Annotated in this window: 12 protein-coding genes; 7 read left to right on the top strand and 5 right to left on the bottom strand. The window is 70.1% G+C overall.

Annotated elements, in window-relative coordinates:
* Nucleotides 1-40: 40 nt before the first annotated feature.
* Together JHN63_RS20935 and JHN63_RS20930 are read left to right on the top strand one after the other, a co-directional pair.
* Complete coding sequence (locus JHN63_RS20935) at nucleotides 41-529, top strand: SMI1/KNR4 family protein (RefSeq protein WP_200682638.1); 489 nt, start codon at nucleotides 41-43, stop codon at nucleotides 527-529.
* 448 nt (nucleotides 530-977) lie between these two features.
* Nucleotides 978-1,406 carry a hypothetical protein gene (locus JHN63_RS20930; RefSeq protein ID WP_200682637.1) on the top strand — a complete coding sequence of 143 codons (429 nt, stop codon included), beginning with the start codon at nucleotides 978-980 and terminating at the stop codon, nucleotides 1,404-1,406.
* Between the two features lie 76 nt (nucleotides 1,407-1,482).
* On the opposite strand, the gene JHN63_RS20925 is transcribed toward JHN63_RS20930, so the two are convergent.
* A complete protein-coding gene (locus JHN63_RS20925) occupies nucleotides 1,483-1,839 on the bottom strand; it encodes a MerR family transcriptional regulator (RefSeq protein ID WP_200682636.1) in 357 nt (118 codons plus the stop codon).
* 285 nt (nucleotides 1,840-2,124) lie between these two features.
* Between JHN63_RS20925 and JHN63_RS20920 the strand changes: the two genes are divergently transcribed.
* Nucleotides 2,125-3,030, top strand: coding sequence for an NADP-dependent oxidoreductase (locus JHN63_RS20920; protein ID WP_200682635.1), 906 nt, complete (start codon nucleotides 2,125-2,127; stop codon nucleotides 3,028-3,030).
* A 115-nt stretch (nucleotides 3,031-3,145) separates the two neighbouring features.
* Here the strand turns inward: JHN63_RS20920 and JHN63_RS20915 are convergent, their stop codons facing one another.
* Nucleotides 3,146-4,792, bottom strand: coding sequence for an amidohydrolase (locus JHN63_RS20915; protein ID WP_234477466.1), 1,647 nt, complete (start codon nucleotides 4,790-4,792; stop codon nucleotides 3,146-3,148).
* A gap of 105 nt (nucleotides 4,793-4,897) precedes the next feature.
* On the opposite strand from JHN63_RS20915, the gene JHN63_RS20910 reads away from it, so the two are divergent.
* Nucleotides 4,898-6,106 (top strand): CaiB/BaiF CoA-transferase family protein, encoded by a 1,209-nt coding sequence (locus JHN63_RS20910; RefSeq protein ID WP_200682643.1) that lies wholly within the window; start codon nucleotides 4,898-4,900, stop codon nucleotides 6,104-6,106.
* 42 nt (nucleotides 6,107-6,148) lie between these two features.
* Here the strand turns inward: JHN63_RS20910 and JHN63_RS20905 are convergent, their stop codons facing one another.
* The 3 genes from JHN63_RS20905 to JHN63_RS20895 all read right to left on the bottom strand — a co-directional run bounded on the left by JHN63_RS20905 (nucleotide 6,149) and on the right by JHN63_RS20895 (nucleotide 7,932).
* Nucleotides 6,149-6,415 carry a hypothetical protein gene (locus JHN63_RS20905; RefSeq protein ID WP_033286328.1) on the bottom strand — a complete coding sequence of 89 codons (267 nt, stop codon included), beginning with the start codon at nucleotides 6,413-6,415 and terminating at the stop codon, nucleotides 6,149-6,151.
* Between the two features lie 126 nt (nucleotides 6,416-6,541).
* A complete protein-coding gene (locus JHN63_RS20900; RefSeq protein WP_200682633.1) occupies nucleotides 6,542-7,393 on the bottom strand; it encodes an anti-sigma factor domain-containing protein in 852 nt (283 codons plus the stop codon).
* Complete coding sequence (locus JHN63_RS20895) at nucleotides 7,390-7,932, bottom strand: sigma-70 family RNA polymerase sigma factor (RefSeq protein WP_019059221.1); 543 nt, start codon at nucleotides 7,930-7,932, stop codon at nucleotides 7,390-7,392. The genes JHN63_RS20900 and JHN63_RS20895 overlap by 4 nt, the downstream gene beginning before the upstream one ends.
* Before the next feature lie 229 nt (nucleotides 7,933-8,161).
* On the opposite strand from JHN63_RS20895, the gene JHN63_RS20890 reads away from it, so the two are divergent.
* The 3 genes from JHN63_RS20890 to JHN63_RS20880 form a co-directional block, all read left to right on the top strand.
* Nucleotides 8,162-9,703, top strand: a complete 1,542-nt coding sequence (locus JHN63_RS20890) for a DUF4331 domain-containing protein (RefSeq protein ID WP_200682632.1) — start codon at nucleotides 8,162-8,164, stop codon at nucleotides 9,701-9,703.
* A 791-nt stretch (nucleotides 9,704-10,494) separates the two neighbouring features.
* Nucleotides 10,495-12,324, top strand: a complete 1,830-nt coding sequence (locus JHN63_RS20885) for a tetratricopeptide repeat protein (protein ID WP_374222932.1) — start codon at nucleotides 10,495-10,497, stop codon at nucleotides 12,322-12,324.
* The coding region (locus JHN63_RS20880; RefSeq protein ID WP_200682631.1) for a nickel transporter at nucleotides 12,321-13,599 on the top strand (1,279 nt) is incomplete at its 3' end. The genes JHN63_RS20885 and JHN63_RS20880, both read left to right, overlap by 4 nt.

Genomic DNA, 13,599 nt, shown 5'->3' with positions numbered 1-13,599 from the left:
ACTTTCCGACCTTGAACGCGCGCTCCCGAGCCTACGGGCGGTGCGCTCGGATTCGGTGCGCGGTGTTGACTGGCGCACGGTGACGCGGTTGCTGGGTATTGACCTTCCGACGGACTACAAGGAATTCGCTGACGCGTATCCGGCCTTGGAGGTCGACGAATTCCTTCGGGTTTGGAGTCCGATCCCCAGTCGTGAGGAGGAGTTCGTGGAGGAAATTCTTTACGAACTTGAAATCTTGAATGATGTTCAGGAGGATGGTGCCACGGAATCGTACGTGGCCTACCCGGCGCCGGGAGGACTGCTTCCGTGGGGCGGCTCTCTCGAAGGTGACGTGTTCTATTGGCGGACGTCCGACGAGAATCCTGATCGCTGGCCAGTGGTAGCCAGTGGGCGGAACGGTTCCTGGTGGGAGTACGAAGCGGGTGTGCTCGCATTCCTGACGGGAATTATCGACGGTACCGGGGCGCGGGGAGAATTGGCGGACGGAATCCTCGGATCTGACTCTCCAGTGGTTTCGCTCGATGCATAGCCCTTCGACGCCGAAGGCTTACCGAGAATGTGATGGCCTGGGCGAACCACAGTGGCTGCAGGAAGGTGTCGCAGTCGCTGCAAACAATGAGTTTGCATCTCTCCTCGGAGCGCTTCATCGATTTTGGGATCAAGTACGGCGATGCCATGATTTCCGAGTTCATCTTCGTCTGTGGCCCGAAAACATTGATGCCCTATGCGCGGAGGATGGGGCCCAGGCTTGAACGAAGCCCGTACGTCCCGGGGGTTGTGCTCCCCACGGCGGGCGGCATGCTGCTTCGGGGAAACACGATCGAGGGCGACCAGCTCTTCCTGTGGACCGTGGTAGCGAAGGCTGGACGGTCTCGGTGTCCAGCACGATTCCCACCGGTTCCGGCAGCTCCACGCGCTTGCACGGCCCTACGGGTCATCGAGCAGCCCGAGCACAAATCCACCCCGAGGCGCTAGCGATGAACCGCATTGCAGAGTTGTGGCGAGGGGGAAAGGCACCCGCCTGGGACGGCCTGTTCCGTGCGGACGGGTCCGCTCGCGCGGTGGAGGTGGACAGCGCGGCGCTGTCATGGTTCGAACTCGGTGCCCCGCTGGACTTCGAGACGTGGCTGGCCGAAAACCCCGAGACCCTGACCACGATCGACATCCACCGTCAGGGCCTCGCCGAAATCCCGAACGGATCCGGTCATGTCTGCTGCGGCGAGGGTTCGCACGGCTCGGAGGGGTTCTTCGCCCGACTCGACCAGGACAAGAATCTCGCGTGGGTGGTCTCGCTGGGCGACTCCAACCCCTTCGTCCGTGCCACGGTCGAAGGGTCCGTGGCCACCTTCACCAACAACCTGGGCAACTCGATCCCGGTGGATCTCACCGATCCGGATTTCGCGTGAATGAATCCGCCCTCGCCGGAATGTGGTTGACCGTGGCAGTGCGGACCGCAGTACCGGATCCCTCACGGCGAGTTGGTCAGTCCTGCGCCACGTTCGCCGCGGTCACATTCTCGATCACGCGGCCGAGTTTGGTCTGGGCCCGGGTCAGGTCCTGGATGCGTGCGGCGATGCGGTCGCGTTCGATGATGAGCTGGTCGAGCATGGCGGGGGTCGCGACCCCGGTGCTCACGCACGGCAGGAGGTCGACGACGGTACGGCTGGAGAGGCCGGCCGCGAAGAGGTCCTGGATGAGCTGGACCCGCTCCAGGGCTTCGTCGGGATAGTCGCGCTGCCCACCGGGCGTCCGCGCCGATTCCAGGAGCCGCTGTTCCTCGTAGTAACGCAGGGCCCGCACGCTGACCCCCGACCGCCTGGCGAGCTGTCCGATGCGCATGACGCAGGTCGCCCCCATCCCGCTCGTACCTCACGCTGACATCGGGTTCAGGCTAGCAATGCCGGCTCCATACCGGCTCCGGGGCAGCTCTGAGGACCGATCGAACCGCAGCCGGCGCGAGCCCTCACGCTCGCCCCCACCCGCTCGGCAACCTCACCCATCCGCGCCTGCCCTCCTCCGGCCGGGCGGCAGTTGCTACTTGCACCTCACGTCAACGTCAGGTTCTAGAGTCACGAGCGTCGGATGAACACGTCATTCCGGCCCGTCGCAGTAAGGAAGACCACTATGCGCGCAGCCCGGTTCCACGAATACGGCGGAGCGGAGAGCCTGGTGATCGAGCAGGCCCCCGACCCCCACCCCGGACCCGGTGAGATCCGTGTCCGCGTCGCGGCGGCCGGCATCAACCCCATCGACTGGAAGCTGCGCGCCGGCGCCCTGCGCCAGCTGATTCCCGTGGAGCTGCCCGCCATTCCCGGGCGCGACGGCGCCGGTGTGGTCGACGAGATCGGCGACGGGGTGCAGGGGGTGAGCATCGGCGACCGTGTCTTCGGCCTTGGCGGCATCACCGGCGCGACCGCGGAGCTGTTCGTCCTCTCGGCCTGGGCGCACACCCCCGCCACGTGGAACGACGAGCAGGCCGCCGGTGCCGGTCTCGTGTCCGTGACCGCGATGGGCGGACTGAACGCGCTCGGCTCCCTCGCGGGGCGCACCCTTCTCGTCGAGGGTGCCGCCGGAGGCGTGGGCAGCGCGGCGGTCGAGATCGCGGTGGCGCAAGGTGCCACTGTGATCGGTACGGCCAGCGCGCGCAACCACGCGTTCCTCACCTCTCTCGGCGCCGTTCCCACCACCTACGGCCCCGGCCTCGCACAGCGCCTCACCACCCTCGCTCCGCACGGCGTCGACATCGTGCTCGACACCGCCGCCTCCGGATCGCTGGACGACCTCGTCGCGATCGCAGGTGACCCGAAGCACGTCGCGACGGTCGCCGACCATGCGGGCGGGCAGCACCTGGGCACGCATGTGGTCAACGCGGAGAACGATTCCACTCTCCTGTCCGCGGCGGCGGAACTGGGCGGGCAAGGCCGCTACACACCCCGTATCGAACAGGCCTACCCCCTGGAGCGGATCACCGACGCCCACGCGCACGCCGAGCGTGGACGCACCCGAGGAAAGATCGTGATCTGTATCTGAAGAGGCCGATCACGATGCTGTTGTTCTTCGGGTACGTCTTCGGCAGCGCGCCGCTCGCCGGTACGCGCTGGGGGCACCTCCCACGCATTGAGCAGTGGGGGAGAGCACTGAACCGCTATTCCTGGGGCGCGAGTTCGGGCCCCAGCGAGGAGAACTTCTCCTGGGACACCACCCGCCCGGGCGGCCAGGTGATGTTGTCCGGTGGCCAGCTCTGGCCGGTCCGCTCCAGGAACCACTCCGGCGGTTCGTACATGGGCGGTTCATAGCCGTCGGGCAGGGCCGTCCGCCACTCGACGCCCTCCGTACGGCGCCTGAACTCGTCCTTGATCGCGGCGAGTTGTTCCGGCTGGGTGAGCAGGTCGATCGCCGTCGCCGCGAGATACCGGGCGGCGGCGACGACGGTCGCCCGGCCGGGGGCCGCCGCCGCGCAGGAGGTGACGGCCCAGGTGTGCAGCTTGGTGCCGATCGGGGCGAGGGCGGCGCCCATGGAGACGGTCGGTACGTGCCAGCTGATGTCGGCCACGTCCGTCGAGCCGCCGCCGAGGAACACCGGGTTGGGCGAGGCGAGTTCGGCGATCTCGGTGTGCAGGCCCTTCGGCGGCAGCCCGAGCGACTCCTGGAGGTCCCGCGCCAACTGCTGTGCCTCGTCGGTGAATTCGGGCGGCCCGAGCTGTCGCATGTTGTCGTGCATCAGCTCCGCGAAGGCCCTGGAGGGGAGTTGGTTCCAGCAGGCGGCGGTGACGCGGTGCCGTACCGACGTCTGCGAGGCCTTCGCCGCCGCCTCGGAGACGGCGATCACCTTGTCGAGGAGGACCTGGACGCGGGCGGGGCTGCCCTCGCGGACGTAGTAGCTGATCTCGGCGATCTCGGGGGTGACGTTCGGGATGTCACCGCCGTTGTTGATCACCCAGTGGAGGCGCCCGCTCGGCGCGACACTCTCCTCGCGGAGGAACTCGGAGAGGGTCGCCATCATCACGGCCGCGTCCAACGCGCTCTTGTTGCCGAGGGGATGGCCGCCGTGTCCGGCCACGCCCAGGAAGGTGAAGGTCACCGCCGTCATCGCGGTGCTGCTGCGCCAGCCGGTGGCGTTGGAGGTCGAGGGGTGCCAGTCGAGGAAGGCGTCGAGGCCGTCGTAGACGCCCTGGCTGACCGCATAGGTCTTGCCGATCAGGTTCTCCTCGGCGGTCGAGCCGAAGAACCGGACGCTGACAGGGAGTTGGTGTCGCTCCGCGGCCCGCGCCACGGCCACCGCCGCCGCTGCCGCCGCCGTGCCGAGGGCGCAGTGGCCGCAGCCGTGTCCGGGGCCGTAGCCCGGCGCGAAGGGGTCGTGGACGTACTCGCGCGGGTCGTGGTGGCCGACGCCGCCGTGCTGGGAGAGGCCGGGGAGGGCGTCGTACTCGCCGCTGAAGCCGAGGACGGGGCCGCCGGTGCCATGGGAGAAGGTCGCGGTGAAGGCGGTGGGGAAGCCGGCCGTGCCGAACTCGACCTGGAATCCAGCCTGTTCGAGGAAGGCGGCCTGGGCGAGGGAGGACTTCCACTCACGCAGGCTGAGTTCGGCGTTGTCCCAGATCTCGGCGTTGAGACCGGTGATCCGGTCCGTGTGCTCGCCGATCCAGTCCAGCGCGGTCGTCTTGGCGGGGCTGTCCCGGGCGAGGCCCGTGGGCGGGACGTAGGCGGGCGCGGCGAGATGGGCGGCGGCCGCCAGCACCGGGTCGGTGGCGGTCGGCGGCTCGTGTTCGTGCTGGTCGTGGGGGTCACACATGTGCGCCTCCGGGAGCGGCGAGGATCGGTGCATCGGCCATACGCATCATGCTCCCCACGCGCTCCCCGCATGCCCCCCACATGACAAAGGTGTCGGGTGCGGGCCATGATCCCCGGCATGGAGCCCTTGCCGCTGCCCCTGGAGGGCATCACCGTCGTCGCCGTCGAGCAGGCCGTCGCCGCCCCCTTCGCCACCCGTCAACTCGCCGATCTGGGCGCCCGGGTGATCAAGGTCGAGCGAATCGACGGGGGTGACTTCGCACGCGGCTACGACACCGCGGCCGGCGGTCTGGCCTCGCACTTCGTGTGGTGCAACCGGGGGAAGGAGTCGATCGCCCTCGATCTGAAAAATCCGCGCGGGCTCGAGGTCGTACGGCGGCTGGTCGCGGACGCGGACGTGTTCGTGCAGAACCTCGCGCACGGGGCCGCCGCCCGGCTCGGGCTCGACGCGGCCACGCTGTGCGCCGCGCATCCCCGGCTGGTCGCCGTGGACATCTCCGGGTACGGCCCGAACGGCCCGTATGCCGACAAACGGGCCTACGACATGCTCGTGCAGTGCGAGGCGGGGCTGGTGTCGGTGACCGGGACGCCGGAGCAGCCCGTGAAGGCGGGGATCCCGGCCGCCGACATCGCGGCGGCGATGTACGCCTTCTCCGGTGTGCTCGCGGCGCTCGTGCGCCGGGGTGTGAGCGGGCGCGGTGGGCCCGTCGAGGTGTCGATGCTGGACGCGCTCGCGGAGTGGATGGGGCATCCGCTGCATCACGCGATGCACGGCGGAACTCCCCCGGCGCGCACGGGACTTGCGCACGCCGTCATCGCGCCGTACGACGCCTATCCCACGGCGGACGGCGGGAGGGTGCTGCTGTCGGTGCAGAACGACCGGGAGTGGCGGCGGCTGGCCGAACAGGTCATCCAGCGGGCGGAGTTGGGGACCGATCCCGACTTCGCCACGAACGCGGCGCGGGTCGTGAACCGGGAACGCACCGACGCCCTCGTCGGTGAGGCGCTGGGTGGGCTGGGCGCCGACGAGGCCGTGGCACGACTGGAGGGCGCGGGGGTGGCCTGCGCGCGCCTCAGGGACGTACAAGAGCTGGCGCAGCACCCGCAGTTGGCGGCCCGGGAGCGGTGGCGGGAAGTGGGTTCGCCGGTCGGGCCGCTGCGGGCGCTGCTGCCGCCCATCACCTTGCCGGGCGGAGGCGAGGCGCGGATGGGCGACGTACCCGCGCTCGGGGAGCACACCGTGGCGCTGCTGCGTGCCGTGGGGATGGCGGACGTGGAGATCGCAGCACTGCGCCGGGACGGTGTGGCGGCCTGAGCGCGGGTCCCCGGGAACTCCCGGGGGACGCCGAGGACTTGCTCAGCGCCCGCCGAACAGCGAACGGCGCAGTCTGCGCAGTGGCGCGAAGAGCTTGACGCGGCTCACGCGGGTACCTGTGGCACTGCGTTCCTGCGTGGTGTCACGCGAGGTCAGCTCGCGCATCAACGAGGTCGCCTCGGCCGTCTCGCGCTGCGGGACGACAGGGCCGCCCAGCACCGAGAGATGGCGGTCGAGGCGCGAACTCGTCGCGCTGCTCCCGCACGTGATCGCAGGGACCCTTGCCCTGCTGCGCACTATCTGTTCCATGTCACTCCCCACCCGTACGAGTCCACCCGGCCCGGGCAGGGTAACCCTATCGCCCCAACCGGGCACTCGTGTATCGAGGTCTCAGGATTCACCTTCCCCGTAAGGGTGTTGACCACCCCTCCTTGATTACTCTCCGAATCCAACCGATTTCAGGGCGAGTTGGACAACTGGCTGCGTTGTGGGCTGCGCTGAGCCCCCGTCGGGCTCCACGGTCACTGCGAGTGATGTTGCTGATTTGTCGAGTCCGGCGGCGACCAAGGGCGTGTCGTCCTTGAAGAGCCCGAGGGAGCGCGGTTGCACATCGGGGCGCATCAGCCACAGTTGATGCACGCGCCCGCTCGGCAGCGCGCCGTATCCGCTCAGGGTGACGACCGCGCGCCCCTCCGACGCGGAGGCGATCACGCCGATGCTCCGGCCCGCGCTGTCCGCGCCGGTGGTCGCTCGGGCGTCGGGCGCCGCGAGAACGTGGGCGATCTCACGCGACTGCGACTGCGCGGCGTCCAGCTTGTCCTGTGTCTTGTTCGCCTGCACGGCGAACAGCGAGGCCACGACGAGCGCGGCGGCGGCCGTCGCGGTGGCGAACGGCACGAAGAACGGGCGCCGTTGGGGCACGCGGGCGCGCGCGGCCTGCGGCTCAGCGCCCCACACATGGGCCGGCAGCCGGGGCGTGTACTCCCGCGTCCGCTCCCGCGCCTGCGGTTCCCGCACACGCTCCCGCAGCGGCCCGGGCTCCTGCGGAGTCTGCCGTACGGCGGCCAGCACCCGGTCGCGCATGGCGAGCGGCGGCTGGGCCACCGTGGACCAGGCGAGGCGTACCGCGTCCTCGCTCATGGCCCGCACCTCCTCGGCGCAGCGGTCGCAGCCCCTGAGGTGCTTCTCGAACTGGCGGCGCTCATCGGGCTCGAGCGCGTCCAGGGCGTAGGGGGCGGCGAGCGAGTGGAGATCCCCCCGGCGGAACAGTCGGGCGAAGATGCTCATGCGACACCTCCCAGGCAGTCGCGCAGCCGGGTGAGTCCGTCGCGCATGCGGGTCTTGACCGTGCCCAGCGGCAGCGACAGCCGCTCGGCCACTTCACGGTACGTATAGCCGTCGTAATAGGCGAGGGTGACGGACTGCCGTTGCAGGGCGGTGAGCCGGTCCAGGCAGCGGCGCACCAACTGGCGTTCCAGGCCTGCCTCGACCTCCTCGGTCACCTGGTCGAAGGCGGGGTGGTGGGAGCGGCGGGCCTCGCGCTGCTCGCGTTCGCCGGCCGCGCGAGCGCTGCGCACCCGGTCGACGGCCCGGCGGTGGGCGAGGGTGAGCACCCAGGACAGGGCGCTGCCCCGGCCGGGGTCGAAGCGGGCGGCGGACCGCCACATCTCCAACAGCACCTCCTGGGAGACCTCCTCGGACTGCGCCGGGTCGCGCACCACCCGGCGCACCAGCCCGAACACCGGCCCGGACACCAGTCCGTACAGCTCCTCGAAGGCCCGTTGGTCACCTGCCGCCACCTGCACCAGGAGCTCGTCGGCCTCCACTCGTCCCCCACTCTTCGACCGCACGCGGCCCATCCCCTCATCACATCCCGTCACACGAGGCGTTCGTAGCGAACACCCCTACGGATGGGTTACGGATCAGCGTGCCCAAAACGCGGGTCAAGGGAAGGATTCCGGGGCGCCAAAAAAACTTTTCAGGTTTGACCAATCCGCCCCGTCGCCTGCTCCGAATCCCCGAGCGTCAGGCAAGTTGGCACTGAGGACGGACGGCATGACACCTATCTCCAGGAGCGGTGCGGGACGTAAGAAGCTTGCGGCCCTCATATGTGGGGCGCTGGCCGCCGGGGGGCTCGCAGCCGCCGGCACGGCCGCGCTGGCACCGGGAGTGGCCTCGGCCTCCTCCCACCGGGAGGCCCCCCTCATCTCGGGGACTCCGCAGTACGACAACACAGACCTGTACGCGTTCGTCAGTCCGGACAAGCCGGACACCACGACGATCGTGGCGAACTGGATCCCGTTCGAGGAGCCCGCCGGCGGCCCGAACTTCTACCAGTTCGCGGACGACGCCCAGTACGACCTGCACATCGACAACAACGGTGACGCGCTGGACGACTTCATCTTCCGCTACACCTTCAGCACGCAGATCAAGAACAAGAAGACGTTCCTGTACAACACGGGTCCGGTCACCAGCCTCACCGACCCCGACCTCAACATCACGCAGTCGTACGACGTCGAGCTGATCAAGCTCAAGAAGGGCAAGCAGGTCTACAAGACCAAGATCGCCGACGACATCCCGGCGGCGCCCTCGGACGTCGGCGACGCGTCGATGCCGGACTACGCCAAGCTGCGCTCGCAGGCGATCTACAAGACGACGAACGGCGGCGCGACCTTCGCGGGCCAGGCCGACGACCCGTTCTTCGCCGATCTGCGCGTCTTCGACCTGCTCTACGGCGGCAACCTGAGCGAGGTCGGCAACGACACCCTCAAGGGCTACAACGTCAACACGATCGCCCTCCAGGTGCCGAACGACCTGATCCGGCAGTCCAAGTCCCGTCCGACCGTGGGTATTTACTCCACGACCCAGCGCAAGAACGCGAAGGGCTACTACACGCAGGTCTCGCGCCTGGGCAACCCGCTGGTCAACGAGGTCGTCAACCCGCAGAAGGACAAGGACAAGTTCAACGCGTCCGAGCCCAAGGACGACGCGCAGTTCCTGAAGAACGTGACCGAGCCCGAGATCCCGAAGCTGATCGAGTCGATCTACAAGATCAAGGCGCCGGCCGAGCCGCGCAAGGACCTCGTCAGCGTGTTCCTCACGGGCGTCAAGGACCTCAACACGCTTCAGCCGTACGCGAAGCCGTCGGAGATGCTGCGCCTCAACACGTCGATCAAGCCGACCGCGCACCCCAAGCGCCTCGGTGTCCTGGACGGCGACAACGCGGGCTTCCCGAACGGGCGTCGGCTCACCGACGACGTGATCGACGAGGCGCTCCAGGTCATGGAGGGTGAACTGGTCGGTTCCAAGAACGACTTGGGCGACGCGGTCGACAAGAACGACAAGGGCTTCGAGAAGTACTTCCCCTACGTCGCCGAGCCGACCTCGGGTTCGCGCGGTCCGCTCGCCAAGGGCACGACCAGCGGCAGTGACGTCAAGAACCAGCTGGGCGACGCGTTGCAGCCGGCGGGTTCGTCCTCCGGTACGGACAACATGATGCTGATCGTCGCCTCGGCGGCCTCCGGTGTGGCCGGTGTCCTGCTGATCGGCGCGGGTGTCGCGTGGTGGCGCCGCCGGATGAGCTACCGCCCGTACTAGACCCCACCGACTGGCGCGGCCCGCACAGTACCTTCCCCCACGGTGCGGGCCGCGCCACCCCCACGTCTCACCTTCCTTGAGCAGTACGGCACTTGCCCCACGTATCCACATGTGTCCGCCGATCCACGGAACCACTGATCCACCCAGGCGATGGAGGAAACGGCATGGCCCCGCGCGAGAACGACAACAAGCCGCCGGAGGGCGAACACGGCGAAACGCCGGTGCCGGTGCCTGCGGCGGAGCGGGAGTGGGAGCGGCTGTGGGAGCAAGGGGAGGAGTCGGGGGACGTGGGAGAGAACGAGAGTGACGGCGAGAGTGGCGGAGAGGTGAGCGCCGGTCTCGATGGCGGGCGCGCCGCGAAGCGCTTCGCCGGACCGGGGGACGGACCCGCTACCGAGCCGGTCGCCGGACCAGAGGGTGGCCTCGCTGCGAAGCCGGTCACCGGACGGGAAGGGGGACCCGCTACGGAGCCGGCCGCCGGACCGGAGGACGCACGCACCGCGAAGCCGGTCGAGGGACGACCGGTGAGTGAGCGGAGCACCAACTCCGCTGCTGGACAGGACAGTTCGGACGACTCGAGGGCGACCGCCGAGTCGGGGGGTGAGCGGAGTACGGATCCCGCCGTCGGCCCGACGGAAGAACGAAACACAGGTTCCGCCCCGCAGGCCGCGAGCGAGCGCAGCTCCGCCTCTGCCGACGAGCCGACGGACGCGCAGCCCGCGGGCACTGGCACCGGGTCGGACAGCTCGCACACCCCGAAGTCGGCCGCCGGGCCGACGGTTGAGCGGGTCGTGGAAGTCGCCGCCGGACCGGACGGCGCGGTCGGGCCGGTGCTCGCCGCCACGGAATCAGTTCCGGCGACCAACAGCTCGGTTCGCGGCGAGAAGCCGCGGGCCCCGGGCGCCGATGTCTCCGAAGCCGTGGCCGACGCCGAGACGCCCGGTGCTCCGAAGCGTGCCGCCGTCGGGTCCCCCGAGTCGGCCTCCCCCGTCGACGGCGCGGCCCCGACTCCCGTACCCGGCAACGCCGATGAACCGGCCCACAGCCACGACGCCACCGGCGAACCGGTCCCCCACAGTCACGCCACGGCCGACGGACCGAGCGCCCACCACCACGACCACAGCCACGCGACCCCGCACGACCACACCACGGCCGACGGACACAGCGGCGGCCACCACCATCACGACCACGACCACACAACTCCCCACAGCCACACACCCCCTGGCGAAGACCCGGCCCTCCCCCACCACCCCGACGACGACCGCATCGCCGCCGTGCGTCGGGTGGCCGCCGCGGGTCGGCGCTGGCGGGCGGTGCAACTTGCCGGTTGTGCGGCGCTGTTGGCCGTGGCGATGACCGCCGGGGCGATTGCGATCGGGGCCGCCAAGGACAGCGGGGCCACCGGGGTCGCCGCGTCCAGTGCCGTGTCGCCGGAGTTGTTGGCGAGTGGGAGTCTGGACGCGAGTATCGCCTCTTTGCAGGCTCATCTCAGGACGCAGCCCAAGGACTACGACGGGTGGGCGACGCTGGGACTGGCCTATGTGGAGCAGGCGCGGACGAAGGGCGACCCGTCCCGGTACCCGCAGGCGCAGGCCGCCCTGCAACGGTCGTTGAAGGTCTCGCCCGGCAACGAGAACGCCGTCGAGGGGCAGGCCGCGCTCGCCGCGGCCCGGCACGAGTTCAAGGAAGCCCTGACCTACGCGGACCAGGTGCTGAAGGAGAACCCGTACAGCGAGAGAGCCCTGTGCTCCCGTATCGACGCACTCGTCGAACTCGGCCGCTACGCCGACGCGTCGAAGGCCGCCGACCTCGCCGACGCCCGCAAGCCCGGCGTCCCGGTCTTCACCCGGTACGCGTACGTGCACGAACTGCGCGGCGACGTCACCACCGCCCGCACCGTCCTGGAGCAGGCGCTCGCGAGCGCCACCTCCCCCGGCGACATCTCGTACGTGGCCGGCACGCTCGGCCAACTCGCCTGGAACCAGGGCGACTACAAGTCCGCCCTCGACTTCTACAGCCGCGCCCTCGCCGCCGACGAGAACTACCTCCCCGCCCTGGAGGGCCGCGCCCGCACCCAGGCCGCCATGGGCGACCGAGCCGAGGCCATCAAGGGCATGGAACTGGTCGTCTCCCGCTACCCCCTCCCCCAACCCCTCGTGGAACTCGGTGAGTTGTACGAGAGCCGGGGCGCCGAGGGCGACAGGGCGAAGGCCGACGACCAGTACGCCCTCGTCGACGCCTGGATCGCGCTGGCCCGCGCCAACGGCGTCAACGCCGACCTGGACACCGCACTCGCCGCCGCCGACCACGGCGACGTCAAGTCGGCCCTGAAGGCCGCCCGTGCCGAGTGGGCCCGCCGCCACACCGTGCACACCGCGGACGCCCTGGCCTGGGCCCTGCACGTCAACGGCCGCGACCAGGAGGCCCTCCCCTACGCCCGCCGGGCCACGGCCACCAACTACCACAACGCCTCCTTCATCTACCACCTCGGCATGATCGAGCTCGCCACCGGCCACAAGGCCGACGGCCGCGCCCACCTCACCAAGGCCCTGAAGCTGAACCCGGGCTTCTCCCCCCTGGGCGCGAGCAAGGCCCGCAAGGCGCTGGAGGCGACCAAGTGAGGCCCGTCCGCCGCCTCCGACCGAGGCCCGCCCGCCGCCTGTTCGCCTCCGCCGCGGCCGTCCTCACCGCCGCCGGCGCCCTCCTCCTCGTCCCCACGGCGACCGCGAGCGCGCACCCCCTCGGCAACTTCACCGTCAACCGCTACGACGGCCTCGTCGTCGCCCCCGGCACGCTGCGCGTCACGCACATCGAGGACCTCGCCGAGATCCCGGCGACCCAGGCCAAGCCGGACATCAAGCAGTTGGGCATCACGGAGTGGGCCCGGCAGCGGTGCGACAAGGCCGCCGAAGGCAGCAAGGTCACCGTGGACGGACGGACGGTCGCGCTCACGCCCGGCAGCAGCACCGCGCGCCTGCGCCCCGGGCAGGCCGGGCTCAACACCCTGCGGGTGGAGTGCAGTTCGACCGCGCCGCTCCCCAAGGGCAGCACGGTCGCCCTCGGTTTCCACAGCGCGGGCCTGACCACCGGTCCCGGCTGGCGGGAGATAACCGCCCGCGCCGACCGGATGACGCTCACCAAGTCGGACGTGGCGAAGAAGTCCATTTCGCACGAACTCACCAGCTACCCCAAGGACTTGCTCTCCTCCCCCGCCGACACCACGACCGCGTCCCTGCACGCGCGCCCCGGCGGCCCGGCCCTCACCGACGCCGACCAGTCCACGTCGGAACCGCCCGCCGCCTCCGTGCTGCCGCGCGGCGCCGACCGCTGGACGGAGGCGCTGAACAACCTGGTGGCCCGCCACCACCTCACCGTCGGCTTCGCCGCGCTCGCGCTGNTCATCGCGATCGCCCTGGGCGCGATGCACGCGCTCGCCCCCGGCCACGGCAAGACCCTGATGGCGGCCACCGCCGCCGCGCGGGGCGGTCGCGCCCGGCTCAAGGACGTCCTCCCGCTCGCCGCCTCGGTCACCGTCACCCACACCCTCGGCGTGATCGCCCTGGGCCTCCTGGTCACGGCCGGCTCCGCCGCGACCCCGTCGGTGATCGCCTGGCTCGGCATCGCGAGCGGCGCCCTGGTCCTCTTCGCCGGCGCCAACCTCGTACGCCGAGCCTGGCGCAACCGCCCACGCCCACAAGCCACTTCACACCCGCACCCGCACCCCCACGATCACGATCACGATCACCAGCACGAGACCACCAAGGCCCCCGAACGCTCCCTGGTCCTGGCCTCCGCCCACGCCCACGCCGGCTCCGCGGCCCCCCACGCCGAGACCCACGCACACCCGCACCCCCACAGCCACGACGACGACCACCCCCACAGCCACGGCCATGACC

It is taken from the genome of Streptomyces sp. MBT65 (assembly GCF_016612545.1).
GTDB lineage: Bacteria > Actinomycetota > Actinomycetes > Streptomycetales > Streptomycetaceae > Streptomyces.
Note: the sequence above shows the minus strand (reverse complement) of the source record. Positions and strands in the feature narration are given on the sequence as shown.